Consider the following 23,943-nt stretch of genomic DNA (forward strand, 5'->3'; position numbering starts at 1 on the left):
GGATCAATGCCTTTCGGCACCTTGGGTGTGCCGACTGAGCTGATTGTGGTGTTATATCACATAACGGCGCTGAGACAGGATTCAGTGCCTCACGCTCGCCTCACGCCGTTAGACTTGATATCAGTTGACGAGAACAGGAGCTGCCCGGTGAGACCGCCCATCCAGCGCATCGAGTCACGTTCGGTTACCGAGCTGGTCACCGCCGAGCTGCGCCGTTCGATCGTCGCCGGTGATCTCGCGCCCGGAGAGCCGTTCTCGCTACGCCGGGTCGCCGAGATGCTCGACGTCAGTTTCATACCGGTGCGCGAGGCCGTCCGAAACCTCGAAAGCGAGGGGCTGATCATCACGAGGCCGGGTCGCAGCGCGATCGTCGCGCCACTGGACCTCGAGGATCTGCAGGCGATCTACCGGCTGCGTCGCACGCTCGAACCCGAGCTGGCCGCACGGTCGTGCCGGGTGATTTCCGTGGCCGAGCTCGACCGGCTGGCGGCGCAAGCAGTGGACTTCGGGGACGCTCGTCACACGATCCAGACCGTGTACGACAGCCACCACGAGTTCCATGCGGCGTTGCTCGCGCCGGCCGCGTCGCCTTGGGACGTGCGGCTGATGAACCTGCTCTGGCGCGCTGCCGAGAGGTACATCCGGATCGGTTTCGGCAGCGCGGAGGGTGCCGCGGGAGACAACCATCGGCATCAGCGCGCCCATGAAGATCTGCTGGACGTCTTCCGCGGGCGCGACCCGGTCGCGGTGCGTGAGGCGGTGCTGGTGCACCTCACGCACAACGAGGAGTCCGCTCTCGCGGCGTTGCGCAAGGCGACCGTGGTCGTCGAGGGTCAAGGGGAGCAGAAGGGCAGTGCCTGAGCCGATCCGCTCAGCCGGCGGTGAGCCATTGCCAGGTGCCGGCGTAGAACTCGGCGACTTCCTCGGGACGGTCGTCGCCGAGTTCATTGTCGCTCGGGCTTCCACCGAGCCGCGCTGCGTTCCACGCCAGGAGGGCGTAGCTCTCGCGGAACCGGCCCAGCTCGGCGGCGGGGATCACTATTTGCTCGCCGGGTACTGCGGCAGCAAGCGTGGCGTTTTCGTAGATGGCGTTGAGTGACAGGATCCGCCAGCGGTCGTCTCGACGGGCGAGGCGGTAGTTCAGGCGTGTATACGAGGTCAGGTTTCCTGCGATACCGTCCGCGTCGACCGCCAGCCGCATAGTCACCGGTGCCTCGACGTAAGCCTTGTCTCCTCGCACGTGGACTGCCGGGGTGAACATGCGATGCAGGGCGGTTGCTCCCCGGCGTGCCATCGCGGCCGAGCCGGCTACGAAGCCGCTGCCGTCGCCGTCGTACCAGCTCAAGTGCACGGTCGAGTCGGGCCAGTACTGGTCCGACATGATCTTCCACCAGCCGCGGTCGCGAGCTTGCCGCTCCGTGATGACCACCTGCGCGACCTGTGCGATGTGAGGCGATCCGAGCACTCCGGGTAACCCCGGCTCGGGGTCGACGATCGTCATGGCGACTCCCTTGTCGTGTCCAGCTCTCTTCGTTCGCCGTGTTGCCGGGCAAACCGAGCCGCGTCTTGCTGTTATATCATATCAAGGCTACGGTGGTCGGCACCACAGGCGACGACGCCCGGCGCCGACGAGGTCGCCAGTTCGACCGAGGAGTGATCCTGATGTCCGCTGCACCGAAGTTCGCTCACGTCGTTTTCCAGACCGCGCCGCCAGAATCCCTGCGCACGTGGTACTGCACCATCGACGGGTACGCTGCCGATTCCGTCGGCCCGTCGTTCGACCCGGAGGAACTGCCAGCGGGCCGCCGCGCCGGTGCGACTGTCGAAGAGTTGTCCGACGCTCGGGCGGCACGGTCGAACTTTCCCGACCCGATGCCCCTTCTCTTGGGCGCGGAGCACTGACGCCATGAGCCGACAGGTACTGGCGGCGGGGTCCTACGCCATGGGACTCACGCCGTTCACCGCCGCCGGTGCGGTCGACGAGTCGGCGCTGCGCGAGCACGTGCAATGGCTTGCACAGGAGAACGTCGGCTTCTGGCCGGGAAGTCCCGCGACGGGCGAGGGCGCGCTGATGACCGACGCGGAACTGCTGCGCGTTCTGGAAATCGTCGTCGACGCGACCAACGGCCGGCTACCCGTCGTCGCGGGCAGCCGCGAATTCCCCACCGCCGCGGAGAACATCCGCTTCGCACGGGAGGCGGCGGCACGTGGCGTGGACGCGGTCCAGATCTACCCCCCGACGCTCGGGCACTCGCTGGCGCCGACGGAGCCGATGGCCGAACGCTTCTACGACGAAGTGCTCTCGGCACTTGAGATGCCGGTGGTGCTGTCGTGCAACTTCACCACGGGCTTCGAGATCACGGCCGCCGTGCTGGAACGGCCGATCGTCGACCACGACCAGGTCGTCGGCGTCTTCAAGCACCACCCGGACCAGCACAACGTATCGGCTTTTGTGGCTCGATTTTCGGCGCACACCACGGTCTTGACCATGACACAGCGGCTGATGTTCTCCCACGCGGTGGGCGCGACGGCCGAGCTGGACAATCTGCAGAACATCGCGCCCCGGCTGTGCCGAGGTCTGCACGATGACGTCCACGAAGGTGACATCGACGCGGCGAACAGCAAATACCGGATCGTTACGCGGCTCTGGGCCGGAGTTTCGGCGGTGATCGCGCGATACGCGGTTCCGAGGGTCGTCGCCTACAAAACCGTGCTGACATTGCTTGGCCTGCCCGGCGGACACGCCCGCAGCCCCTACCTGGAGCCGTCGCCGGACGCGGTGCGAGCGCTCGCGCAGCTCATCGACGACGTCGGGCTCAAGGCGTTGGAGGGACTGAAATGACCGCCGGGCACGAAAGGAAGAAGAACGTGATCGACAGCGCCGTCGACGCTCGTGGCGTCTCCCCGCAAGTGTTCCGCGACCTCATGGCGGGCGTGTGCGCGCCGGTCACGGTAGTGACCACCATGGACGGTGACGTACCCGTCGGGGCGACGGTCAGCTCGTTCGCCTCGCTGTCGCTGACGCCGCCGCTGATCACCGTCGCGTTCGATCGCCGCTCCCGCGTGCTGGCCGCCATCCGCGACACCGGCCGGTTCGGCGTGAACCTGCTGGGCCAGTCGCAGGCGGAACTCGCGGTGCTGTTCGCCACCCGCGACGCGGACCGCTTCGGCCGCAGCGAATGGCACTCCGACCACGGGCTCCCGCGGCTGGACGGCGCGGCGGGCTGGCTCGACTGCGACCTGTCCGAGGCCGTCGAGGGCGGCGACCACCTGCTGCTGCTCGGCCACGTCGTCGGCGCCGGCCGGGCCGAGTACCCGCCCCTCGTCTACGCCCACCGCATGTTCGGCACCCACTCGCACTACGGCGAGCGCCTCCGGCCGCTGATCACCGACGCCCTCGCGGCGCTGACCCGGTGAGCGCACCCACCCGACAGAAGGAGCACGCACGCATGGCTTCCCCCACCACCGAAACCGCGGTCACGCCCGGCGAGGTCCTCGCCCGCGTCCGCGCGCTGCTGCCGCTGCTGGAGGAGAACGCGGCCCGCGGCGAGCAGCAGCGGCGCGTCGTCGAGGAGAGCATTACCGCGCTGGCCGGTGCCGGAGTGTTCAAGATCGCCCAGCCGCGCCGCTACGGCGGGTACGAACTGCCGGTGCGCAGTCAGCTGGAAGTCGCGGCCGCGGTCGCCGAAGCCGACGGCGGCACCGCCTGGGTCGTCACGCTGCTCAACCAGTGCGCGTGGATGACCGGCCTGTTCCCGGAGCAGGCCCAGGACGACGTGTGGGGCGCCGACCCGGACGCCCGGATCTCCGGTGTGGTCACGCCGAGCTCGCAGTCGGTCAAGGTCGAGGGCGGCTACCGCGTCACCGGCCGCTGGTACTACAACTCCGGTTCCTGGCACGCCGACTGGGCCGTGCTCGGCTTCCCGGTCGTCGACGACGCGGGTGCGGCGGTCGACCACGGACTCGCGCTGATCCCGCGCAGCGAGCTGGGGTTCGAGGAGACCTGGTTCGTCGCCGGCATGCGTTCGTCCGGCTCGAACTGCCTCATCGCCGAGGACGTGTTCGTGCCCGCGCACCGCGTGATCTCCGCGCCTAAGGCGTGGCTCGGCGAGGTCGGCACTGAGCACACCGACGAATCGCTTTACCGCAGCGCGTTCACGCCGGTGCTGGCGCTCGGCGTCGCCGCACCGCAGCTCGGCATGGGCCGCAAGGTGCTGGAGATCGTCTGCGCCAAGGCGCTCACGAAACCGCTCACCTTCACGTTCTACGAGACCCAGGCCGACTCGCCGGTGTTCCGGCACCAGATCGCCGAGGCCGCGATGCTGCTCGACACCGCACACCTGCACGCCTTCCGCGCCGTGGACGAGATCGACCAGGCCGCCGCCGTGGGGACGTTCCCCGACGATGCCGCCCGGGCGCGGGCCCGCGCCGACGCCGGGTGGGTGGTCCGCAACGTCACCAAGGCCATCGACCTGCTGCTCTTCGCACACGGCGCGGCCGGGTTCGGCGACAGCAACGTGCTCCAGCGGTTCTGGCGCGATTCGGCGGTCGCCGCGCGGCACGCCTACATCGTCCCGCAGGTGAGCCTCGAGATGTACGGCACCGCGCTGCTCGCCGGCGAGGGGCAGATCACGCCGATGCTCTGACGCACTGTCCGCAGTAGACCACACAGGAAGGAAAGCCCTTGCGGAGCACCGTCGCCCCAAACGGGTCCACCGATCCCGCGCCATCCGGTTCACCCGGGCGCGAGGCCGTGGTGGTCCAGGGGCTGACCAAGCGGTTCGGCGACGCGACCGTCCTGCGTGACGTCGACCTGACGATCGAACCCGGTGAAGTCCACGCCCTGGTGGGGCAGAACGGGTCCGGGAAGTCCACGCTGATCAAGATCCTCTCCGGCGTCCACACCGCCGACGGCGGCCGGATCACCGCGGGCGGGCGTTCGTTGTCCACCCCGGTGCGGCCCGCCGAGCTGCGTCAGCACAGCCTCGCGTTCGTGCACCAGGACCTCGGCCTGGTCGACGACCTGACGGTGCTGGAGAACGTCCGGGTCGGCCACTACGCGACCCGGCGCCTGTCGCGCAAGATCGACTGGGCGGTGGAGCGGCGGCGGTGCGCCGAAGCGTTCGCGCGGCTCGGCGCGTCGATCCCGCTCGACGCCCGCGCCGGTGCGCTGTCCCCGGGGCAGCGCGCGGTCGTCGCCATCGCCCGCGCACTGCAGGGCAGCCACCCCGGCACCGGCTGCATCGTCTTCGACGAGTCGACGCAGTCCCTGCCGCGGGAAACCCTGCCGGAGTTTTACGACATCGTGCGCACCATCGCGCGGTCGGGCACCGGGATCCTCATCGTCAGCCACCGCCTCGACGAGGTCCTCGCGCTCGCCGACCGCGTCACGGTGCTGCGCGACGGCGTCACGGCCGCCGAGGGCCTGCCGGTGCCGGGCCTGACCGAGGCGCACCTGAGCACGCTGATCCTCGGCCGGGAGCTCGCGAGCGGGCGGATCGGCGCGGACGCCGCGCCGGGAGCCACTTCCGGCACCGTCCTCGAACTCAAGGGCTTGCACGGCGCGCAGCTGGCCGCCCTCGACCTCGAAGTGCGCGGTGGTGAGGTCGTCGGCATCACGGGGGCGGGCGACACCGGACTGGAGGAGCTCTCCGAAATCATCGCCGGGAACTCGCGCGACTGCGGTGGGGCGCTGCGGATCGACGGCCGGGACTTCACGGTGCCGGGATCCGGGTGCGCCGAGCTGCTCGGTGCCGGGCTGGCCGTCGTGCCCCAGAACCGGATGCGCGACGGGCTGGCCGCGGAGATCAGCGCGATCGAGAACGTCACGCTGCCCCGGGCCGGGCACCGCGGGCGGGCGTTCCTCGCCCGGCACTGGCAGCGCCAGGAGTTCGCCGAGGCCGTGCGGTCGTTCGGTATCACTCCCGCGCTGCCGCACGCGCCCGCGGCCGCGTTCAGCGGCGGGAACCAGCAGAAGCTGCTGCTGGCCAAGTGGCTGCTCGGCGCGCCGAAGGCCGTCGTCGCCTGCGAACCCACGCAGGCGGTCGACGTGGGCGCCCGGCTGGACATCCTGCGGGCCCTCCGCACCGCGGCGAACGAGGGCAAGGCCGTGCTGATCTGCTCGATCGAGGTCCAGGACCTCGCGTTGGTGTGCGACCGGGTCGTCGTGCTGAGCGCCGGTGGCGGGCACACCGCGCTGGACGGTGACGTCACGGCGGAAGCGATCACCGAGGCGACCTATGCCTGACCCCGCACCCATTCTTCCCGGGCGCCGGGCGGCGCCCCACCCCGAAGGAGCCACCGCCGTGAGCACGACGGAGCAAACGCCCCCCGAGACCGCCGGAGCCACGGAAGACACCGGAACCCCCGAGGCACCGGCGAAAGCCCGGCGAGTCAGGACGTTCGGCGGTGAGCTGTCGCGGCGCGGCAGCCTGATCGGCGTGTGGGTGCTGCTGTTCGTCCTTTTCGGACTGCTCAGCCCGGCTCAGTTCCTGAGCGCGGGCACGCTGCAGACGATCTTCGGTTCCCAGCAGACACTCGTGTTCGTCGCGCTCGGTGCCCTGTGCGCGTTCTCGGTGGGAGAGTTCGACTTCTCGGTCGCCGCCGTCGCCGGCCTGTCGGCGACGCTGCTCGCGGTGCTCGTGAGCGGAGCCGGGTTCCCGGTCTGGCTCGCGGTCGTCGTGGCCGTCACGGCGGCCGTGGTGGTGGGCGCCTTCAACGCGTTCCTCATCATCCGGGTCGGCATCAACCCGATCGTGACCACGCTCGGCGTGGCGACCTTGCTCACCGGTGTGTCGTCGCGGATCTCCGACGGGGGAAGCGTTTTCCTCACCAGCCCCGGTTTGTTCTCGGCGGCCGCCACGGAGGTGCTCGGGTTGCCGATCAGCTTCTACTACGGTCTCGCCGTGGCCGCGGTGTTCACCTACGTCGTCACGTGCACCCCGCTCGGGCGGCACATGCGGTTCGTCGGCGCGAACCGGTCGGTCGCCCGGCTGGCCACGGTGCGCGTCGACCGGATCCGCGCCGGTGCCTACCTGATGTCGTCGCTGCTGTGCGGGATCGGCGGCGTGCTGCTCATCGGCACGGTCGGCGGGTTCGACCCGGCGAGCGCGTCGACCTACCTGCTGCCGGCGCTGTCGGCCACGTTCCTCGGCACCTCGGTCATCCACCCCGGCCGGTTCAACCCGGCGGGCAGCATGATCGCGATCTACTTCCTCGCCACCGGGATCGTCGGCCTGCAGCTGCTCGGGTTCGCGGGCTGGATCAGCGATGTGTTCTACGGCTCCGCGCTGATCATCGCGATCGTCCTGTCCACACTCTTCCGCCGGGACGCGCGCCGGTCCTGACGACCGCGCCCGGTACACCCTCGAACGGAGTACTCATGTCGAAGCGCAGAGCAGCGGGCCTCACCGGCGCGCTGGCGCTCGTGATCGGCCTCGGCACCGCTTGTGCGGACGCGGGCAGCGCCGCGGGCCCGAAGGGCACCACCCCCGGTGCGAACGTCGAACACGCCACCTCACAGGTCCAGTCGCACCGCACCTCGTCCACCGCGGTCAAGGCGCCCGCCGCCGCCATCCCCGGGCTGGACAAGCTGCGGGGCAAAACCGTCGGCTACATCCCGATCACCTTGAAGGCCACGTACTTCCAGGCCCAGCTGGAGCAGCTGACCGAGGCCCTGACCCCGCTCGGCGTCCGCGTGCAGGCGTGCGACGCACAGGCGCAGCCCACCGTCGCCACGCAGTGCCTCAACCAGGCCGTGGCCGCCGGTTCGGCGGGTATTATCACCGACTCGGTGCCGTTCGCCCTGGCCCGCAACGCCTACGCCGCCGCGGTGAACGCGAACATCCCCGTCGTCGCCTCCGACGTGTCCGACGCGCTTCCCCCGGAGTGGCGCGGGAAGGTCGTGGAGACCAACAACGGCCAGGACGTCGGCGGCCGCTTGATGGCGGACGCGATCATCTCGGACTCGAAGGGCAGCGCGAACGTCCTCTTCGCCAACACGACGTCGACGAGCACCACGCAGAAGTCGTCGGACGCGGTGCAGGACGAGTTCGCGAAGTACTGCCAGGGCTGCAAGGTCACCACCGTCGCGTGGGACGCCACCGCCGTGCAGAAGATCCCGACCGCGGTCAGCGTCGCGCTGAACGCGGACCCGTCGATCGGCTACGTGTTCGCCAGCTACGACCAGCCCGCCGGCCCGCTCGTGATCCAGGGCATGCAGCTCTCGGGCCGCAACCGGTCGCTGAAGCTCGTCGGCTACGGCGCCGACGTGTCCGCGATGCAGCGGATCTCCACCGGCGCGCAGCTCGCGGACGTGGCCGCGGACCCGGCGCTCGTCGCGTGGAACAACGCCGACCGCCTGCTGCGCATGACCGCCGGCCAGCAGCCGCCCGGCGACGACGGCTACACGACCCCGCGGCGCGTGTTCGACAGCACGAACATCCGCACCGTGAACGGCAGCAGCGTCGACGCGTTCAAGAACGGCTCGTGGTTCACCGACGGCTCCTTCCGCAAGACCTACCAGGAGCTGTGGGGCGTCCCCGCGGCCTGAGCCACCCGTTCCCCGTACCCAGAAGGAGCACACCCGACATGTCCGACCCCCGTCCCGGCGGTACGTTCCCACTGGGCGACCTGACCGTCACCCGCATGGGCTATGGCGCGATGCAGCTGACCGGGCCCCGCGTGTTCGGCCCGCCCGCCGACCGGCCCGGCGCCGTGGCGGTGCTGCGCGAGGCCGTGCGCCTGGGCATCACCCACATCGACACCAGCGACTACTACGGCCCGCGCGTCACCAACGAGATCATCCGCGAGGCCCTGCACCCGTACCCGGAGCAGCTGCACCTCGTCACGAAGGTCGGCTTCACCCGCGACGAGTCGGGGGGCTGGCCGCCCGCGTCGTCCCCGGCCGAGCTGCGCCAGGCCGTGCACGACAACCTCGCCCACCTCGGGCTGGAGTGCATCGACGTGGTCAACCTGCGGATCGGTGGGCCGCGGGAATCCGTGGCGAAGTCGTTCTCCGTGCTCGCCGAGCTGCGCGAGCAGGGCCTGATCCGGCACCTCGGGCTGAGCACGGTCACCGCGGAGCAGATCGCCGAGGCGCAGGAGATCGCGCCCGTGATGTGCGTGCAGAACCTGTACAACATCGCCCACCGGGGCGACGATGACCTGATCGACACGCTCGCCGCGCAGGGCATCGCGTACGTGCCGTACTTCCCGCTCGGGGGCATCTCCCCGGTGCAGTCCGGGGTACTCGACGACGTCGCGGAGCGCACCGGGTCGACACCCAAATCGGTGGCGCTCGCGTGGCTGCTACGCCGTTCGCCGAACATCCTGTTGATCCCGGGCACGTCCTCGGTCGGGCACCTGCACGAGAACGTGGCCGCAGCCGAGCTGCACCTCCCAGACGACGCGATCGCCGAGCTCGACGGCATCGCCGCACAACCGGAAAAGAGCTGACCCGTGAAGTCCACCCCCTCCTTCGCCCACGTCGTCTTCCAGACTGCCCAGCCCGACGCGATGCGCGAGTGGTACTCGGCGCTGCTGGACGCCCACGTCGTCTACGAGGGCCACGGCCTGACCTTCCTCACCTTCGACGAGGAGCACCACCGCATCGCGCTGGCCCACATCCCCGACCTCGTGCGCAAGCCCGCGAACGCGGCCGTTGTGAACCACGTGGCGTACACCTTCGACTCCTTGGAGAGCCTGCTCGCGCGCTGCACCGAGCTGCACGCCAAGGGGATCGAGCCGTGGAAGCCCGTTCAGCACGGCGTCACGACGTCGCTGTACTACGAAGACCCCGACGGCAACCACGTCGAGCTGCAGGTCGACAACTTCGCCACCGCAGCCGAGGCGACCGCCTACATGGAAGGCCCGGAATACGATGCCGACCCGATCGGCGTGCGCTACCGGCCCGAGCTGATGGTCGACGCGCTGCGCGACGGCGCGTCGCCGCGAGACCTCCAGACGCGGAAGTGGGCGTTGGAAACCAGCCCCGAACTGCCCCACCCGATGGAGGACTGACCCCATGCGGATCGTCAACGCCGCGGGCCGGCTGGGGCTGCTGCGCGAGTCCGGCGTCGTCGACGTCGCCGAGGCCAGCGGCGGCCGGTTCTCCCCGGACCCGCAGGCCGCCTACGACGTCTGGCCGGACCTGGTGGAATGGGCCGGCGGGATGGGCGACGACGTGGCGGCCCGGCCGCTCGTCCAGGCCGAGCTGGGTGCCCCGGCGCCGTGGCCGCGGCAGGTGTTCGCCATCGGGCTCAACTACCTCGACCACGCCGAGGAGGCCGGAATCGATGTCGTGCCGGATTCACTGGTGGTCTTCGGCAAGTACGCTTCGGCGATCACCGGCGCGGACGCCGAGGTCGAGGTTCCGGCGGGCTCGGTCGACTACGAAGCCGAGCTGGTGGTCGTGATCGGCAAGCGCGCCCACCGCGTCGACGCCACGGATGCGTGGTCGCACGTCGCGGGGCTGACCGTGGGGCAGGACCTTTCGGAGCGCGAGCTGCAGCTGCGCCCGCCGACACCCCAGTTCTCGCTGGGGAAGTCGTTCCCGGGCTTCGCCCCGATGGGTCCCGCGCTCGTCACGCCCGACGAGTTCGCCGACCCCGACGACCTCGCGATCACGTGCATCCTCAACGGCGAGACCGTGCAGAACTCCCGCACGAAGCTGATGATCCACCCGATCGCGGAGATCGTCGCGCGACTGTCGGCCACCGTGCCACTGCTGCCCGGTGACGTCGTGTTCACGGGCACTCCCGCGGGCATCGGGTTCGCCCGCGAACCTCGCCTGTTGCTCAAACCCGGCGACGAGCTCGTGACGTCGATCGAGGGCATCGGCTCGATCCGCACGCGTTTCCGTGCCGCCGCGCACTGACCCCTTTTCCCTCGAAGAACGGACACCGATCCCATGAGTGTGGACTGCCTCGTCTGCGACCTCGAAAACGCCGACGAATCCGCTGTCGTGTTCCGCGACGACCTGTGGGCCGCCGAGGTGGTACCGGGCTACGACGTGCCCGGCTGGTACTTCCTCCGCGCCCGCCGCCACGCCGAGCGCATCGCCGGGCTCGACGACTCCGAGGCGGCGACGTTCGGCCAGCGCGCCAAGGACATGATCACCGCCGTCACGGAAGCGACCGGCGCCGAGGCGACCTACCTGCTGGCCTTCGGGGAGAGCTTCCCGCACTTCCACGTCCTGATCACCGCGCGCGGCGCCGACGTCCCCGCGGACCGGCGCGCGGGCGACATCCTCAAGCTGCGCGGGGAACGCGCCGACGCCGAGGCCGCGCGGGCGCTGGTTCCCGCCGTACGCCGGGCCTACGCGGACGTGCTCGCCCGCACCGGTCAGTCCACCGACGCGGGCTGACCGCACCAGAAAGGAAACGCAGTCGTGACCAAGATTTGTGTCCTCGGTGGCACCGGGTACGCCGGTGGGGCCATCGCACGCGAGGCCGCGGGCCGCGGCCTCGAGGTGGTCGTCTTCAGTCGCAGCACCCCCGACGACCTGCCCGCCGGCGCCAAGTCGGTGACCGGCTCGGCGCTGGCACGCGGTGACGTCGCCCGCGCCGCGTCCGGGGCCGACGTGATCGTGGTGGCCTTGGCGCCGAATGGGGACCTGGAGACGAGCTTCGCGGAGGTCAACGCCGAGATCGCCGACGTGGCGAGGATCCTCGGCGCCCGGCTCGGTGTGGTCGGCGGCGCGGGCTCGCTGCTCGTCGAGCCCGGCGGGTCGAAGCTGTACGAAACCGAGCAGTTCCCCGACCGCTTCAAGGAGTTCGCGCGCGCGTCGGACGCCGTGCTGGAGGCGTTGCGGGGGAGCGACCCCGACCTGGACTGGTTCGTGCTGAGCCCACCCCACGGATTCGGGCACTACGCACCGGGCGTGCCGACCGGTCAGTTCCGCATCGGTCGCGACGTCCTGCTCTCCACCGCGGACGGCCGTTCGGAGATCTCCGGCGCCGACTTCGCCCAGGCCTTCGTCGACGAGATCGAGCACCCCGTCCACCGCCGCGAGCGGTTCACCGTCGCCTACTGACGCACAACCCGGGAGAGATCATGATTCTGGTGACCGCGGCGAGTGGTCGTACCGGGCGCAGCGTTGTGCGCGCTTTGGCGAAGCAGGGAAAGCAGGTGCGGGCGGTGGACATCGCTCCGTCGGTGCACGAGGTCACCGAACTCGGCGCTGCGGAGACGGTTGTGGTCGACCTGCTGGAGCCGGGCGCGCTGGCCGAAGCGATGGACGGCGTCGACGCGGTGGTCCACATCGGACCGTTGTTCCACCATCGCGAGGCAGACATCGGTAGGGCCGTGGTCGCTGCGGCGCGGCGTGCCGATGTCGGGCACTTCGTGCAGTTTTCGGTGACTCATCCGCAGATCGAGGCTTTGCTCAACCACCAGGCGAAGCTCGCGGTCGAGCGGGCGGTTCTGCAGTCTCCGATCCCGTTCACGATCTTGCAGCCGATGCACTACCTGCAGAACATCAACGTGCCGCTCACCGTCGAGTCCGGCGTGCATCGTGAGCCGTTCTCCCCGGACACGCGCTTGGCGCAGGTCGATCTGGAGGACGTCACCGCCGTGGCCGCGCAGGTGGTGGGGGACCCCCATCACCATTACGCGATCTATGAGCTGTGCGGGTCCGATTACGTCAACGGCCACGAGATCGCGGCGGCCATCGAGAAAGCATCCGGCCGCACCGTCGAAGCAGAGGCGCGTCCCATCGGCGATTTGGCCGACTCAGCGCGGCAAAAGCGCGAAGAGGACGAGTTCACCTACGACGCGATGTACCGCTTATTCGGTCACTACAACCGGTACGGGATCACCGGCAACCCGAACGTGCTCACGTGGCTGCTGGGCCGGCCGCCGACGACGCTGGCGGAGTACGTCGAGCGCGAGCTTGCCGGGAGCTGAGCCGGCCTGGAGTTGTCCGAAGTCGCGTGTGCGCGCGCCGAGTTGTGAGGAAAGAGCATGACCACGTCGATCGACCACATCACCGTCAGCGGCGCTCCGGGTGTCGAGGAACTCGTCACCCGTGCGGAAGGCCTCCGCGAGCTGCTGAGCAAGAACTCCGCCCAGGGCGAGCAGGACCGGCGCGTCGTGCAGGAGAGCATCCAGGCGCTGAAGGAAGCCGGTCTGTTCAAGCTGTTGCAGCCCAAGCGGTTCGGTGGGTACCAGACATCGATCCGAACCCTGGTCGACGTATCCGCGGCGGTCGGCGAGGCCGACGGCGGAACCGCCTGGGTCGTCTCGCTGCTGAACTCGGGTGCGTGGCTGGCGAGCTGCTTCCCGGAGCAGGCGCAGGGCGACGTCTGGGGAGCGAACCCGGACGCACTGGTGTCCGGGGTCTTTTCCCCGAAGGTCGAGTCGAAGAAGGTCGACGGCGGGTTCCGCGTCAGCGGTGAGTGGTTCTACAACTCCGGGTCGTGGCACGCCGACTGGGCGGTGCTGAGCCTGCCGATCACCGACGACGCCGGAGAGATCGTCGACCTCGGCATGGCGCTGGTGCCTCGTACCGACGTGGACCTGAAGGAGACCTGGTTCGTCGCCGGCATGCGCGCGTCCGGGTCGAACTGCCTCGTGGCCGAGGACATCTTCGTGCCGGCCCACCGCATCATGTCCGTACCGCCGGCCATCGAAGGCGACTTCCCGACAGAGCACGTCGAGGAGACGCTCTACCGGTCGCCGCTCGGGCCGTTCTTCGCCGTCGGCATGGTCGGTCCGCAACTCGGGCTCGGGCGCGCAGCGCTGAAGCTGGTCCGGGAGAAGGCCGCCACCAAGGGAATCAGCAACACGATCTACACGCGACAGGCGGACTCCGTGGCGTTTCAGCTCCAGCTCGCCCAGGCCACGATGATGCTCGACACCGCGCACTTCCACGCCCACCGCGTCACCGACGACCTGGACACCGCGGCGGCGAGCGGCGAGAAGCTGGACTTCTCGGCCCGGGCCCGGATCCGGGCGGACATCGGCTGGGCCATCGAGCACGTCGTGAAGGCCATCGACACCCTGCTCTACGCGCACGGCTCGGGGGCATTCGCCGAGGTCAACCCGCTGCAGCGGATCTGGCGCGACTCCGAGGTCGCGTCGCGGCACGCGGGCATCCTGCCGATGGTGTGCTACGAGATCTACGGCAAAGCGCTGGTCGGTTCCGAAGAGCGGATCACGCCGATGATCTAGCGGGCCGTGCCGGCCTGCGCCCGTGTCGTCCACAGTGGACGACGCGGGCAGGCCGGCAGGGGAGCGGCGGTGAACAGGAACTTTCACCGCCCAGTTCCCGCCGCACCGTGGCGGGCCCCTAGACGAGTAATGCGTAAGTGTGGGTGGTGACTGGAGACGGACGAAGGGTGTCCAAGATCCGTTTGTGACGACAGACCTGAACACCCTTCTCACCGCACTCTACGTCAAGATCGACGACCACCTCACCGGCCGGCGCCGAACGGGCAGACCACCGATGCTGACCGACGCGGAGCTGGTCACCCTGGCCGTGGCCCAGGCATTGCTGGGGTTCACCTCCGAGGCCCGCTGGCTGCGGTTCCTGCCCGCCCGGATGCCCGGGGCGTTCCGCTGCCTGCCCGGCCAGTCCGGCTACAACCGCCGCCTGCGTGCCGCATTGCCGCTGATCAAGTTCGTCATGCGCTGGCTGGCGGCCGATACCGACCTGTGGACCGACGCCACCTGGATCGTTGATTCCACCTCGGTGGAGTGCGGCCGGTCCCGGCCCACGGTCATGCGTTCGGAGCTGGCCGGCTGGGCCAAGTACGGCTTGTGCCGCTCACACTCGCGCTGGTTCTGGGGACTGCGGCTGCACCTGGTCTGCACCCCGGCCGGACTGCCGATCGTCTGGGCGCTGGCTGATCCGAAGGTCGACGAGCGGCAGGTGCTCATGGCGATCTGCGGCCACGAACCCCACCTGCTCACCGACCGCCCGGGGCTGTCGATCATCGCCGACGAAGGTTCCGTCTCCTGCGAACTGGACCACTACCTCACCGAGCGCGGGGTCCGGCTGATCCGGCCGTCCTGCCGCAACCGCACGCCCCATTCCGGTGAGCCGTTGCTCAAGTCCATCCGCCAGCTCATCGAGTCGGTCAACGACACCCTCAAAGGCCAGCTCAACCTCGAACAACACGGTGGGCGCACCATCGAAGGCGTCGGTGTCCGCGTCGCCCAACGCCTCCTGGCTCTTACCGCCGCCATCTGGCACAACCGCGCCACCAGCCAGCCCATCACCCGATCCCTGACCGCTTACGACCACTGACCGAGTTACGCACTACTCGTCTAGACCTCGGCGCCGTCGATCAAGGGCGTGCCCAGCCGGGCGAGCGCGACGGCGGGCAGCGGCAGCACCGTGCCCCGGAGGACGGTGTCGAGGTCGTACCCCGCTCATCGTCGGAGCCCCATCGGCCCCAGTTCGTCAGCACGCCAGCGTCGGTCACTGTGACTCGCCATTCTGGGCCGTAGTCCCGGCTGCGACGCATCGTGCGGCTCGGTGGTGCCACGTCGACAACGTCGGTCAGCGCGCCTGCAGGGGCAGTTGCAGGTACGACGCGTGATCTCCACCCGAGTGGATGACGTGCTGCCCGCTGTTGGCCGGGGTGTACTCGGAGAGCCGGGGCATCATCGGCCCCAGCAGGGAGCGGCCGCTGATGACGAAGCGGAGCTGTTCGCCGGGGTGGAACGCCAGACCGATCGGCAACAGGTCGATTTCGATCTCGGCGATCTCGCCGGCAGCGAGCTTCTCGATCCGGTCGAACGTGTGCGCCGGCACCTCGTCGGTCGAGAGTGCCTCGTCCAGGTGGCGCATGGAAACGCGCAGACGACCGTCGGATCCCTTGTAGCGCAAGATCGAGGCGCCGCGTTCGGTGACGTCCTGGACCATCGCGCTCTGGTTGGGCACCGTGAACTGCTGCAGCGGGGTGCCGTAGGCGTCGAGTTTCTGGACCAGGACGAACAGGTCCATGTCGTCGGCGCCGCGGGCTTCGACCCACAGGTGCGCCTTCGGGTAGCCGACCAGCACGGTCTCCTGGTCGAAGCCCGTGACGAAGGAGACCACGTCCGGGTTCGCCCCGACGTCGTAGACCGCGGCGCCCACCTCGGTCGGTGCGGTGGTGGTCAGCGTGCGCGAACGGCCGTCGAGGTAGAACTTCGTCGCGGTGACACCGGCCGGCGGGAACGCGTCGGCGGCGACGTCGACCTGGTCACCGCCTTCGAGATCGAGGACCGAGTAGCGCACGCGGGGCGTCTGCTCCCACCCGTTGTCCTGGTCCTTGAGGTAGTGGTCGAAGAACCGGCGCAGGTCCTCACGGTTGGCTTCGTCGTAGTAGTCAGGCCATTCCTGGGTGTTGTGGATGCGCAGCCACTTGTCCTGCGACCCCATCCGGCGCCAGGCGCGGAACGTTCCCGCGGTGTGCAAGGTGTTGGAGTAGCTGGCCACGACGTAGGCCGGCACGGTGATCCGGTCGAACTGCGGGATCTTGTTCTCCCACAGCTCGCTCATCAGCGGGTAGCGGTCGGCTTCGGCGATGATGTCTTCCTTGCGGCTGTTGCCCCAGAAGCTGTAGTCCCGCAGCTGCCGGGCGAAACCGTGGTCCGGCATGCCGCCGCGCAGCACCAGGTCGCGGTAGACGTCGCTGACGCCCTCCCAGGGGTTGATCGCGGCGAGGTGCGGGGGCTGTTCGGCGGCGGTGAACCACTGCGAGACCGCGAGGTAGGAGGTGCCGCTCATCGCGACCTTGCCCGTGCACCAGTCCTGCGTTGCCAGCCACTCGATCAAGTCGTGACAGTCGCGGCCTTCCTGCCGGTCCCACAGGACGCTGTCGCCCTCGGAGTTGGCCACGCCGCGGATGTCGGGGTTGCAGATCGCGTAGCCGCGGGCGCACCAGTAAGCGGGGTCGGGGCCTTCGAACTTCTCCAGGCCGGAGACGATGCCGTTGTCCAGCCCGACCAGGTTGAACACTCCCATGACGCTGTCGGAAGTTCCCTGGCCCTTGCCGTAGGGGCTCCAGGCCACGATGACGGGTACCTTGTCCGTTCCTGCCGGGCGCAGCACGTCGACGTGGATCGTCACGCCGTCTCGCAGGGTGACCGCGACGTCCTTCTCGAAGACGACGTCGACCGGCAAGGGCAGGAAAGGTGACGTGATCTGGAAGCCGGCCTCCAGCGTGCGGGTGCCGGGGTCGAAATCGCTCAGGATGCCGTACCTGTCACCGGCTTCGAGGGGGCGGGACGGCATGTAGATCTTCTGGTCGTCGGCCATGGTGAGCTCCTTTGGTTCCTGCGTCCGAGGACCGCTCCGTCCAGCGTGCGGGGAGGCCGAGACGTCACTGACTGTCATGAACGTACCGCCGTTCGCCAGACATATCAACATCCGTTGAGATCACACGAACGCGTGGTCTTCCCGGTTGTGGCGCCTCCCGGCAGCCGGATTCGGGCGAATTCAGGCGCGCCGCCATGGAATATCCATCGTTGTTGACGATGGGCTCGACCAGCTGGGCCGGAACGTCACCCGGCAAGCCCTCCTGGAAGCGGCGCGGGCCTGCTTCGCCGCCGACGCGGGCGTCGACGCGGCCCTGGTCATGCAGTTCTCCAAGTCCAAGGACGAGCTGTTCGGCGCCGTGATGTCCGTGCCGCCCTCGACGCTGGAGCAGCTGACCGACGCCTGGCGCGGCCCCCGAGACGGTGATCCGCTGTCCGCCGAGCCGCTGCGGGCGATGCTGCGCGGCGCGATCGCCAACGAGCAAGCAGCCGCGCAGCTGCGCGATTTCCTGGAGGCCCGGCTCATGCTCGGCGTCTCGGCCCACTTGCAGGACGATGGCGACACGCGCCTGCGCGCGGTGCCGACCATCGCGGATGAGCCCTTCGACTCGATCGTGGCGACCGCGGCCACCGCGTTGCAGCCCCTGCTCGCGCCGGACAGCAGCCGTTCCCGGCAAGACGACGGCGGTGCTCATCGAGCCGGGCGGGGTCAGGTGCGGCTCCCTTCGTCGGCTGCCCGGCCTGCTCCGGCGCTGAAGGTGACCGGCGGTTCCCGCAAGCCGCGGACAGCATCGTGGTGACCGAGCCGTCACGTCGAGCGCAGGAGTGAACCACGGCGGAATCCCGTCCGGCTCGGTGCCTGAAGGTGGCCGAACCTGACCACGCGGCAACGGCGGGGCCGAACTTTTCCCTTCGGTTCGTGTCGGTGCTGGCGGTCAGGCGGGCCAGTCCTGTGTGGTCAGCGGCGTACCGTCGAATCCGGCGACCGGCTGCAGGGCCGGGTCGCTTCCGTCGCGCAGCCCGGTGGAGGCGTCGGGGTGGTCGTCGAACCAGCCGGTGGCGGGGTAGCGGTACATCCAGTCGACGGCCAGCTTGCGGCGCGCGATCAGCCAGACGCCGTCGCGCTGCTCGAACCGGTCGAGGTACCGGGCCCAAAGTTTGACGTAGTCACCGTTCCAGTGGTGCCTCTCCGATGCCTGGTGGTCGGCCTGCAGGTAGGTTTCGACGTGGGCGACGTCCGGTCCGTCGAAGTCGATCAGGCTATTGCCGAGGAAATGCATCGTCCGGACGAAGCGGGGCATCTCGGCGGACAGGAACTCCACGAAGCCGTCGACGGATCCGGCGTGCAGGCTCTCGGGGAACTGCACCCACGCGTCCGCGTGGAAAGCGCCTCGGACGAGGTTCATGTCCACTCGGTCGAGGCCGCGGCAGTACCGCAGCACGACGTCGTGGATTTCTGCCCGGGCGCTCAGCTCTTCGATCTTCATTGACCTCTTCCTCACTAAGCTGGTGATCGTCTGTGTGAATGGGTGTGCCGGCGGGCCGTCACCTGGTGACAGGTCGCCCGGTCGCCGTCGCGGCCGGAGCCGGTGGGAACCGGTGGTTGTTGCCGACCACCGAGTTGCGCAGCACGCCGAGCCGTTCCACCTCGACCTCGACAGTGTCTCCGGCCCGCAACAGCCGGGGCGGGGTGCGGGCGTAGCCGACACCGGATGGTGTCCCGGTCGCCAGGAGGTCACCGGGTCGCAGGCTCAAGGTGTGCGAGACCTGCGACAGTGTCTCCCCGACGGTGTAGATCATCTGGTCGGTGCGGGCGTCCTGCACGATTTCGCCGTTGACCCTGGTTTGCAGCCGCAAGCCTCGGCGCAGATCGCCGACTTCGGCGGCGGGGATCAGCGGCCCGATCGGCCCGGAACGGTCGGCGTTCTTGCCCAGCGTCCATTGAGAGGTGCGCTTCTGCGCGGTTCGAGCCGTCAGATCGTTGAACACGGAGTAGCCGACGACCGACGCCAGCGCGTGCTCGGGCGAGGCGTCGATGAGGGGCGCTCCGATCCACGCGACCACTTCGCCCTCCCAATCCAGTCCCGGCTCGTTGGCCGGCACGGGAACTTCCGCTCCGTCGACGGTCAGGGACTGGGTCCACCGGGCGAACAGCGTCGGGTACGGCGGCAGGGCCTGATCGTGGTAGCTGCCTTCCGCGACGTGGTCGCGGTAGTTCAGCCCGATGCACAGCACCCGCGCATCGGGCAGCACGGGCGGTACCAGCTGCAGCTCGGTGGTCGGCACCGTCGGACCGGTGAACGGCCGGGACAGCTGCTCGGCCGGGTCGACCCAGAAGTCCCTCAGCGAGGCGATGACGGTGACGGTTTCGCCTTCATCGGCCAAGGCGGCGACTTCCACAGCGGAGGCACCGGGCTGGCGTCGGACGCCGACGATTCTCATCTGTTCACCTTTCTGGGTGTGGTCCTCGACCACGAGGTGCTTCGGCCGGTGCACGCGCGTCGCTGCCGGCGGCGTGGGTGCCCGGATCTCGGCCGGGGGCTGCTGAGCTGACCGCCGGTCGGATGACCAGCATGCTGGCGGGAAGGTGGGTTCGGTTGACCACGCGGCGCACGGTGCCGGCGGTGAAGCGCACGGAGTCGTAAGGCTGCAGCGTCGCTTCGGTCTCTTCCGTGATCATCACCAGCTCGCCGGCCAGCAGGACGTACACGGTCTCCGCCGGCTGAGGGGCCATCGCCGCCTCGCCGCCGGGCAGGTAGTGCGAGAGCGTCACCGTCACGGCGGACCCGGGGCTGTCGTCACCGCCTTGGAGACGGACGGGGCCGACGCCGCGGTGTCCCGGCGGGTCGAACGGCTCGGCGTCGGCGAGCCGGGTCACCTGCATGCCCATGATCGATCACTCTCCTGCGGTCGGGGCTGGGTGAAGCGCCTGGCGCAGGCGCGCAAGCATGTGCGGGACGTCGGTGTGGCTACCGGCGGCGAAGGTGTAGAAGTCGGGACGGGCCAGGACTGCCTGGCACCCGTGTGCGGCGAACCAGCGTTGGTAGAACCCGTCGACGTCGTGGAGGTGTCCGCGGCCCGAAAGGTCAGCGACGACGCCGCCGAGCTGCTGGAACCAGGCCAGGTCGCCGGCGTCGCACAGCTCGGCGGGATCCCCGCCGAGGCTGATCAGCTGCCAGCCGCCGCCGACAACGTCGTCGAACAGGCCGACGCGGCCGTCGACGTGGACCCGTCCCTGCGGCGCCAGCCGCCCGTCGACGCCGGCACTGTCGATCGTCAGCGACGGCCGGCCCAGGCGCGGGTGGGGTGGTTCGCGGGTGACCGCCTCGGGATCGGCTGCGAATCTTTTCATCTCCGCGTCGCGGGCGGCGGCCCGTTCGAGGTCGAGTTCGCAGATGACCCGGCCCGCGGCCACGGCTTCGTCGATGAGTTCCCGGACGTGCCCGGCGCGTTCGGGACCGTAGGTCTCCAGCACCGCCGGTCCGGCGAGCCCGCGGTGCACCAGGTCCAGGCGCCAGGCCAAGGCGAGCGCGTCGCGCAGACCCGAGCACATGCCCTGCCCCAGGAAAGGCGGCATGACGTGCGCGGCGTCGCCGGCCAGGAAGACGTTTCCCACCCGCCACGGGTGCGCCCACCTGCCCCGGAAGGTGTAGACGGCGTGTCGTTCGAGCCGGGCTGTCTCGGGGGTGACGCCCCAGGAGGCCATCAGCCGCCAGGCGGTGGCTTCCAGGCCCAGTTCCTCGATGGTCATGTCCGCGCGGCGCATGAACTCGAACCGCCGCCGGCCCGGGCCGCTGTTGACCGCGGTCGCCGGCTGCGCCGGGTCGCAGTACTGGGTGACGAAGGCCGTCCAGTTCTCCTCGACCAGCGGCGCGTAATCCACCACCAGCCAGTCGGCGGTGAACCCCGAGTCCTCCATGCCGATTCCCAGCCGGCGGCGCACGGCACTGTTGGCTCCGTCCGCGCCGACCAGCCAGCGCGACCCGACCGGCGCGACTTCGGCCGGGGCGTCGGTGCGGTGCAGGTGCACCGACACCCCGTCGTGGTGCTGGCTCACGGTCTGGAAGGACCATCCACGGTGGACGCTCACCCCGGGGGTCGCGACGGCCAGGCCCTCCAAGGCGGCTTCGAGGTCCGGCTGGTGAAAGCCGTTGGTGTTGGCCCAGCCCGATTCGGCCGCCCGGTTCCAGTCGATGGCTTGCAGCAGCTCGCCCCGGCCGTTGCGGAACTCGTAGCCGCCGCGGTCACCTCGTGACGGTTCGAACAGCTCGGCGTGCTCGGCCATGAGCCCGGCGGCCTGCAGGATGCGGATCGCCTCGTGATCGATCGTGCAGGCCCGGGGGAGGGGATAGCGCCGCGGCCGGCGCTCGACCACGGCGACCCGGAGACCGGCCTGCCCCAGAAGGACCGCTGTGAGCAGTCCGACGGGACCGCCGCCGACGACCAGGCAGTCGACCACCCGCGGCGGGGCCGCGGCCGGGTCCCGTTCCGGAGTCATCGTCATGTGCCCAGGTCTCCCGTGCTCGGAACAGTCTGCTCGTCCTCGGGGCCCGGCAGCGCCTCAGCCGCCGAGAACACCCGCTCGCACGTCCGCTGCATCACTGCCGTTCGCCCTCCTGCCGTCTCTTCGGCACCCGGTGTGGCCGCGGGATGGCCGAGCCACTCAAACAACCCGTATGTTTCGGGTAGTTTGTGATCCTGGCTTTGACACCGGTGTGCTGTCAAGAGCTAAAATATGCGTATGTTTTCCCGTCCCCCTGGTCTCGCGCAGAACCTGGCTTCCGAGATCGAGCAGCTGATCGGCAGCCGCGGCCTGCGCCCCGGCGACCGGGTCGCCACCATGGAGGAGCTGCGGGAGCAGACCGGCTACGGCCGGGCCACGATCGGCGAGACCTGTCGCTTGCTGGCCGAGCGCGGCATCGTCGACGTCCGCCCGGGACGCGGCGGGGGGCTGTTCGTGGCCAAGACCAGTCCCGTGGTCCGGCTCCGCCAGACGCTCTTGACGGTGCCGCAAGGTGCTACGACGGTCGCGCACGCGATCGCCGTCCGTGACTCGCTCGAGGAGCTGGTGGCCCTCGAAGCCGCGGCGAACCGGACCGATCGGGACCTGCGGGACCTCGACGACTGCCTGGACACGATGCGCAGCTCCGGTGGTGATCTCGAGGCGTTCCTGCACGCGAACTGGGCCCTGCACGAACGCATCGCCGAGATCACCTCGAACGATCTCGCCCGGGCCTTGTACGTCGCGCTGATCCGCGCGATCACCGAGCTGTCCAGCCGGGCCGACCCGCAGACGTCGTCGGCCTCCGCCGGCTACCTCGCCGAGCGGATGGCCGTGCACGAAGAACTGGTCGAGGCGATCAGGCTCGGCGACGCGGATCGCGTCCGCGCCGCCGTGGCGGCGCACCGGGGCGACGCCGACTCCGGCGTGCTGGACGGCTGCTCAGGCCGGCTGCCCGCCGCAGCGAAGTGACGATGGTTTCGGGACAGCCACTGGTCACGTTTCCCCGTTCCGGGTGCCGGATGCGGCGACTTGGTGCCCACCGGGAACCACGACGCACTTCTCGTGCGGTGAACGTGCTTGTGCCGACCACGCTGCCGGCAGCTGGTCGAGGGGGACTGTGCGGACCGCGACGCGCAGCTCGCCGCGGAGGAGTGCGGTCCACAGCCAGTTCAGCGCTGCTCGCTTCGCGGCGAGCGGTGTGTGGAGGCCGGCGAAGCCGGACAGCGTCAGCTGCTTCCCGCGCAGCAACCCGGCCGGCACCTGGGCGACGGTGCCGGCCGCGTTGCCGATGTTGACCACCCGCGCCCGGGGCGCGCACACCTGCAGCGCTGCCTCGAGCGGACGTCCGTAGACGCCATCCAGTACGACGTCGACCGGGCCGGCCGCCGCGAGCAACCGGCCCGCCAGCTCCTCGGCGGGCTCGTTGGCGCGCAGTTCGACGACAGCGTCCGCGCCGAGGCCGAGCAGGCGCTGCAGCGCCGTCCGGTCGCGGGCGAGGCCGACCACGCGGCGCGCGCCGCTCAGGCGCGCGATCTGGACCGCGAGCTGCCCGACGGCCCCGGTTGCTCCCAGCACCAGCACCGCGTCCCCGGAGCGCAGGCCGGCGTTTTCGATCAAGGGCATGAAAGCCGCAGTGCCGGAGTTGCCGACGGCGGCGCCCAGGACGGGATCGAGCTTTTCGGGAAGGGGGAGCAGGTTCTCGTCGTCGACGAGGACCTGCGTGGCGAAGGTGCCGGGGCGGGCCGGTGAGGCATGGCACTCGGCGTACACGCGGGTGCCGGTGGGGTAGCGGCCGGATTCGAGCACGACGCCGACGCACTCGCTGCCGGGGACGTAGGGGGCGTCGTGCCGGGCGGAGTGGAACGTTCCCGACGCGATGGCCAGGTCCAGCGGGTTCAGCGGTGCCGCGACCACGGCCACCACGGTGGTGCCGGGCGCGCTGGGGGCAGCACGATCGAGCCCGGTCTCGGTTCGCTGCCGGGAGCGTCGACGATCACCGCCGGCACCCGGTCTCGCTGGTCGGCCGATCCGGGCCGGGAAGCCCCGCTCGCCGTCATGCCGCACCTCGCGCGTTCACAGCGGTGCCGGTTGGTGCCATGAAGAGGTCCTTTCCCGAGCGGGCGGCCGCACATCCGAACTTGACAGACGGTCGCCGTCGCATCAGAGTAGCGAAAGACGCGAAAGATACGGGT

At 69.8% G+C, this 23,943-nt stretch carries 25 protein-coding genes; 18 read left to right on the top strand and 7 right to left on the bottom strand.

The features are described from left to right. The first annotated feature begins 147 nt into the window (after nucleotides 1-147). Nucleotides 148-861 (top strand): GntR family transcriptional regulator, encoded by a 714-nt coding sequence (locus ACLJQM_RS14495; protein WP_410631637.1) that lies wholly within the window; start codon nucleotides 148-150, stop codon nucleotides 859-861. A gap of 10 nt (nucleotides 862-871) precedes the next feature. On the opposite strand, the gene ACLJQM_RS14500 is transcribed toward ACLJQM_RS14495, so the two are convergent. Beyond that, nucleotides 872-1,501, bottom strand: coding sequence for a nuclear transport factor 2 family protein (locus tag ACLJQM_RS14500; protein ID WP_410631638.1), 630 nt, complete (start codon nucleotides 1,499-1,501; stop codon nucleotides 872-874). Nucleotides 1,502-1,593: 92 nt separating this feature from the next. Here ACLJQM_RS14500 and ACLJQM_RS14505 point away from each other — a divergent pair, with 92 nt between their 5' ends. From ACLJQM_RS14505 to ACLJQM_RS14575, 15 genes are all read left to right on the top strand, one after another. After that, nucleotides 1,594-1,902 (top strand): hypothetical protein, encoded by a 309-nt coding sequence (locus tag ACLJQM_RS14505; protein WP_410631639.1) that lies wholly within the window; start codon nucleotides 1,594-1,596, stop codon nucleotides 1,900-1,902. A 4-nt stretch (nucleotides 1,903-1,906) separates the two neighbouring features. Further along, a complete protein-coding gene (locus tag ACLJQM_RS14510; protein ID WP_410631640.1) occupies nucleotides 1,907-2,842 on the top strand; it encodes a dihydrodipicolinate synthase family protein in 936 nt (311 codons plus the stop codon). Then, complete coding sequence (locus ACLJQM_RS14515) at nucleotides 2,839-3,417, top strand: flavin reductase family protein (protein WP_410631641.1); 579 nt, start codon at nucleotides 2,839-2,841, stop codon at nucleotides 3,415-3,417. Before ACLJQM_RS14510 ends, ACLJQM_RS14515 begins: the two co-directional genes overlap by 4 nt. Before the next feature lie 32 nt (nucleotides 3,418-3,449). Beyond that, nucleotides 3,450-4,646: an acyl-CoA dehydrogenase family protein gene (locus ACLJQM_RS14520; protein ID WP_410631642.1), complete on the top strand. Its 1,197-nt coding sequence runs from the start codon at nucleotides 3,450-3,452 to the stop codon at nucleotides 4,644-4,646. 110 nt (nucleotides 4,647-4,756) lie between these two features. After that, nucleotides 4,757-6,247, top strand: a complete 1,491-nt coding sequence (locus ACLJQM_RS14525) for an ATP-binding cassette domain-containing protein (RefSeq protein WP_410631643.1) — start codon at nucleotides 4,757-4,759, stop codon at nucleotides 6,245-6,247. 58 nt (nucleotides 6,248-6,305) lie between these two features. Then, on the top strand, nucleotides 6,306-7,346 hold the full coding sequence (locus ACLJQM_RS14530; protein WP_410631644.1) for an ABC transporter permease: 1,041 nt from the start codon (nucleotides 6,306-6,308) through the stop codon (nucleotides 7,344-7,346). A gap of 35 nt (nucleotides 7,347-7,381) precedes the next feature. Beyond that, entirely contained in the window at nucleotides 7,382-8,551 is a 1,170-nt protein-coding gene (locus tag ACLJQM_RS14535; protein WP_410631645.1) for a sugar ABC transporter substrate-binding protein, read from the top strand. A gap of 38 nt (nucleotides 8,552-8,589) precedes the next feature. After that, nucleotides 8,590-9,456: an aldo/keto reductase family oxidoreductase gene (locus ACLJQM_RS14540; RefSeq protein ID WP_410631646.1), complete on the top strand. Its 867-nt coding sequence runs from the start codon at nucleotides 8,590-8,592 to the stop codon at nucleotides 9,454-9,456. A 3-nt stretch (nucleotides 9,457-9,459) separates the two neighbouring features. Beyond that, entirely contained in the window at nucleotides 9,460-10,020 is a 561-nt protein-coding gene (locus tag ACLJQM_RS14545; RefSeq protein ID WP_410631647.1) for a VOC family protein, read from the top strand. A gap of 4 nt (nucleotides 10,021-10,024) precedes the next feature. Then, a complete protein-coding gene (locus ACLJQM_RS14550) occupies nucleotides 10,025-10,876 on the top strand; it encodes a fumarylacetoacetate hydrolase family protein (protein WP_410631648.1) in 852 nt (283 codons plus the stop codon). A gap of 33 nt (nucleotides 10,877-10,909) precedes the next feature. After that, nucleotides 10,910-11,365, top strand: a complete 456-nt coding sequence (locus tag ACLJQM_RS14555; RefSeq protein WP_410631649.1) for a hypothetical protein — start codon at nucleotides 10,910-10,912, stop codon at nucleotides 11,363-11,365. Nucleotides 11,366-11,389: 24 nt separating this feature from the next. Next, nucleotides 11,390-12,034 (top strand): NAD(P)-dependent oxidoreductase, encoded by a 645-nt coding sequence (locus ACLJQM_RS14560; protein ID WP_410631650.1) that lies wholly within the window; start codon nucleotides 11,390-11,392, stop codon nucleotides 12,032-12,034. Between the two features lie 20 nt (nucleotides 12,035-12,054). Continuing rightward, on the top strand, nucleotides 12,055-12,906 hold the full coding sequence (locus tag ACLJQM_RS14565) for an SDR family oxidoreductase (RefSeq protein WP_410631651.1): 852 nt from the start codon (nucleotides 12,055-12,057) through the stop codon (nucleotides 12,904-12,906). Between the two features lie 57 nt (nucleotides 12,907-12,963). Continuing rightward, the gene (locus ACLJQM_RS14570) at nucleotides 12,964-14,172 is read left to right on the top strand and encodes an oxidoreductase (RefSeq protein WP_410631652.1); all 1,209 of its coding nucleotides are present in this window, start codon (nucleotides 12,964-12,966) and stop codon (nucleotides 14,170-14,172) included. 184 nt (nucleotides 14,173-14,356) lie between these two features. Further along, complete coding sequence (locus ACLJQM_RS14575) at nucleotides 14,357-15,250, top strand: IS982 family transposase (RefSeq protein ID WP_410631815.1); 894 nt, start codon at nucleotides 14,357-14,359, stop codon at nucleotides 15,248-15,250. 255 nt (nucleotides 15,251-15,505) lie between these two features. On the opposite strand, the gene ACLJQM_RS14580 is transcribed toward ACLJQM_RS14575, so the two are convergent. Then, nucleotides 15,506-17,248, bottom strand: coding sequence for a CocE/NonD family hydrolase (locus ACLJQM_RS14580; RefSeq protein WP_410631653.1), 1,743 nt, complete (start codon nucleotides 17,246-17,248; stop codon nucleotides 15,506-15,508). A 145-nt stretch (nucleotides 17,249-17,393) separates the two neighbouring features. Between ACLJQM_RS14580 and ACLJQM_RS14585 the strand changes: the two genes are divergently transcribed. Then, nucleotides 17,394-18,047, top strand: coding sequence for a hypothetical protein (locus ACLJQM_RS14585; protein WP_410631654.1), 654 nt, complete (start codon nucleotides 17,394-17,396; stop codon nucleotides 18,045-18,047). A gap of 135 nt (nucleotides 18,048-18,182) precedes the next feature. On the opposite strand, the gene ACLJQM_RS14590 is transcribed toward ACLJQM_RS14585, so the two are convergent. The 4 genes from ACLJQM_RS14590 to ACLJQM_RS14605 are packed head-to-tail and all read right to left on the bottom strand — an operon-like array spanning nucleotide 18,183 to nucleotide 21,751. Beyond that, complete coding sequence (locus ACLJQM_RS14590) at nucleotides 18,183-18,734, bottom strand: nuclear transport factor 2 family protein (protein WP_410631655.1); 552 nt, start codon at nucleotides 18,732-18,734, stop codon at nucleotides 18,183-18,185. 58 nt (nucleotides 18,735-18,792) lie between these two features. Next, nucleotides 18,793-19,689 (bottom strand): fumarylacetoacetate hydrolase family protein, encoded by an 897-nt coding sequence (locus tag ACLJQM_RS14595; RefSeq protein WP_410631656.1) that lies wholly within the window; start codon nucleotides 19,687-19,689, stop codon nucleotides 18,793-18,795. A 4-nt stretch (nucleotides 19,690-19,693) separates the two neighbouring features. Beyond that, entirely contained in the window at nucleotides 19,694-20,125 is a 432-nt protein-coding gene (locus ACLJQM_RS14600; protein WP_410631657.1) for a cupin domain-containing protein, read from the bottom strand. Between the two features lie 18 nt (nucleotides 20,126-20,143). After that, nucleotides 20,144-21,751, bottom strand: coding sequence for a bifunctional 3-(3-hydroxy-phenyl)propionate/3-hydroxycinnamic acid hydroxylase (locus ACLJQM_RS14605; RefSeq protein WP_410631658.1), 1,608 nt, complete (start codon nucleotides 21,749-21,751; stop codon nucleotides 20,144-20,146). Between the two features lie 237 nt (nucleotides 21,752-21,988). On the opposite strand from ACLJQM_RS14605, the gene ACLJQM_RS14610 reads away from it, so the two are divergent. Beyond that, nucleotides 21,989-22,720, top strand: coding sequence for a FadR/GntR family transcriptional regulator (locus ACLJQM_RS14610; RefSeq protein WP_410631659.1), 732 nt, complete (start codon nucleotides 21,989-21,991; stop codon nucleotides 22,718-22,720). A gap of 24 nt (nucleotides 22,721-22,744) precedes the next feature. Here the strand turns inward: ACLJQM_RS14610 and ACLJQM_RS14615 are convergent, their stop codons facing one another. Beyond that, a complete protein-coding gene (locus ACLJQM_RS14615) occupies nucleotides 22,745-23,815 on the bottom strand; it encodes a quinone oxidoreductase family protein (protein WP_410631660.1) in 1,071 nt (356 codons plus the stop codon). Nucleotides 23,816-23,943: the final 128 nt, after the last annotated feature.

It is taken from the genome of Amycolatopsis sp. cmx-4-83 (assembly GCF_046548815.1).
Taxonomy (GTDB): domain Bacteria; phylum Actinomycetota; class Actinomycetes; order Mycobacteriales; family Pseudonocardiaceae; genus Amycolatopsis; species Amycolatopsis pretoriensis_A.

What these genes read in the sequence shown, in the direction of transcription:
- ACLJQM_RS14500 (WP_410631638.1), bottom strand. Translation starts at nt 1,501, where the DNA reads ATGACGATCGTCGACCCCGAGCCGGGGTTACCCGGAGTGCTCGGATCG.
- ACLJQM_RS14510 (WP_410631640.1), top strand. Translation starts at nt 1,907, where the DNA reads ATGAGCCGACAGGTACTGGCGGCGGGGTCCTACGCCATGGGACTCACG.
- ACLJQM_RS14515 (WP_410631641.1), top strand. Translation starts at nt 2,839, where the DNA reads ATGACCGCCGGGCACGAAAGGAAGAAGAACGTGATCGACAGCGCCGTC.
- ACLJQM_RS14520 (WP_410631642.1), top strand. Translation starts at nt 3,450, where the DNA reads ATGGCTTCCCCCACCACCGAAACCGCGGTCACGCCCGGCGAGGTCCTC.
- ACLJQM_RS14535 (WP_410631645.1), top strand. Translation starts at nt 7,382, where the DNA reads ATGTCGAAGCGCAGAGCAGCGGGCCTCACCGGCGCGCTGGCGCTCGTG.
- ACLJQM_RS14540 (WP_410631646.1), top strand. Translation starts at nt 8,590, where the DNA reads ATGTCCGACCCCCGTCCCGGCGGTACGTTCCCACTGGGCGACCTGACC.
- ACLJQM_RS14550 (WP_410631648.1), top strand. Translation starts at nt 10,025, where the DNA reads ATGCGGATCGTCAACGCCGCGGGCCGGCTGGGGCTGCTGCGCGAGTCC.
- ACLJQM_RS14555 (WP_410631649.1), top strand. Translation starts at nt 10,910, where the DNA reads ATGAGTGTGGACTGCCTCGTCTGCGACCTCGAAAACGCCGACGAATCC.
- ACLJQM_RS14565 (WP_410631651.1), top strand. Translation starts at nt 12,055, where the DNA reads ATGATTCTGGTGACCGCGGCGAGTGGTCGTACCGGGCGCAGCGTTGTG.
- ACLJQM_RS14570 (WP_410631652.1), top strand. Translation starts at nt 12,964, where the DNA reads ATGACCACGTCGATCGACCACATCACCGTCAGCGGCGCTCCGGGTGTC.
- ACLJQM_RS14580 (WP_410631653.1), bottom strand. Translation starts at nt 17,248, where the DNA reads ATGGCCGACGACCAGAAGATCTACATGCCGTCCCGCCCCCTCGAAGCC.
- ACLJQM_RS14590 (WP_410631655.1), bottom strand. Translation starts at nt 18,734, where the DNA reads ATGAAGATCGAAGAGCTGAGCGCCCGGGCAGAAATCCACGACGTCGTG.
- ACLJQM_RS14595 (WP_410631656.1), bottom strand. Translation starts at nt 19,689, where the DNA reads ATGAGAATCGTCGGCGTCCGACGCCAGCCCGGTGCCTCCGCTGTGGAA.
- ACLJQM_RS14605 (WP_410631658.1), bottom strand. Translation starts at nt 21,751, where the DNA reads ATGACGATGACTCCGGAACGGGACCCGGCCGCGGCCCCGCCGCGGGTG.
- ACLJQM_RS14610 (WP_410631659.1), top strand. Translation starts at nt 21,989, where the DNA reads ATGTTTTCCCGTCCCCCTGGTCTCGCGCAGAACCTGGCTTCCGAGATC.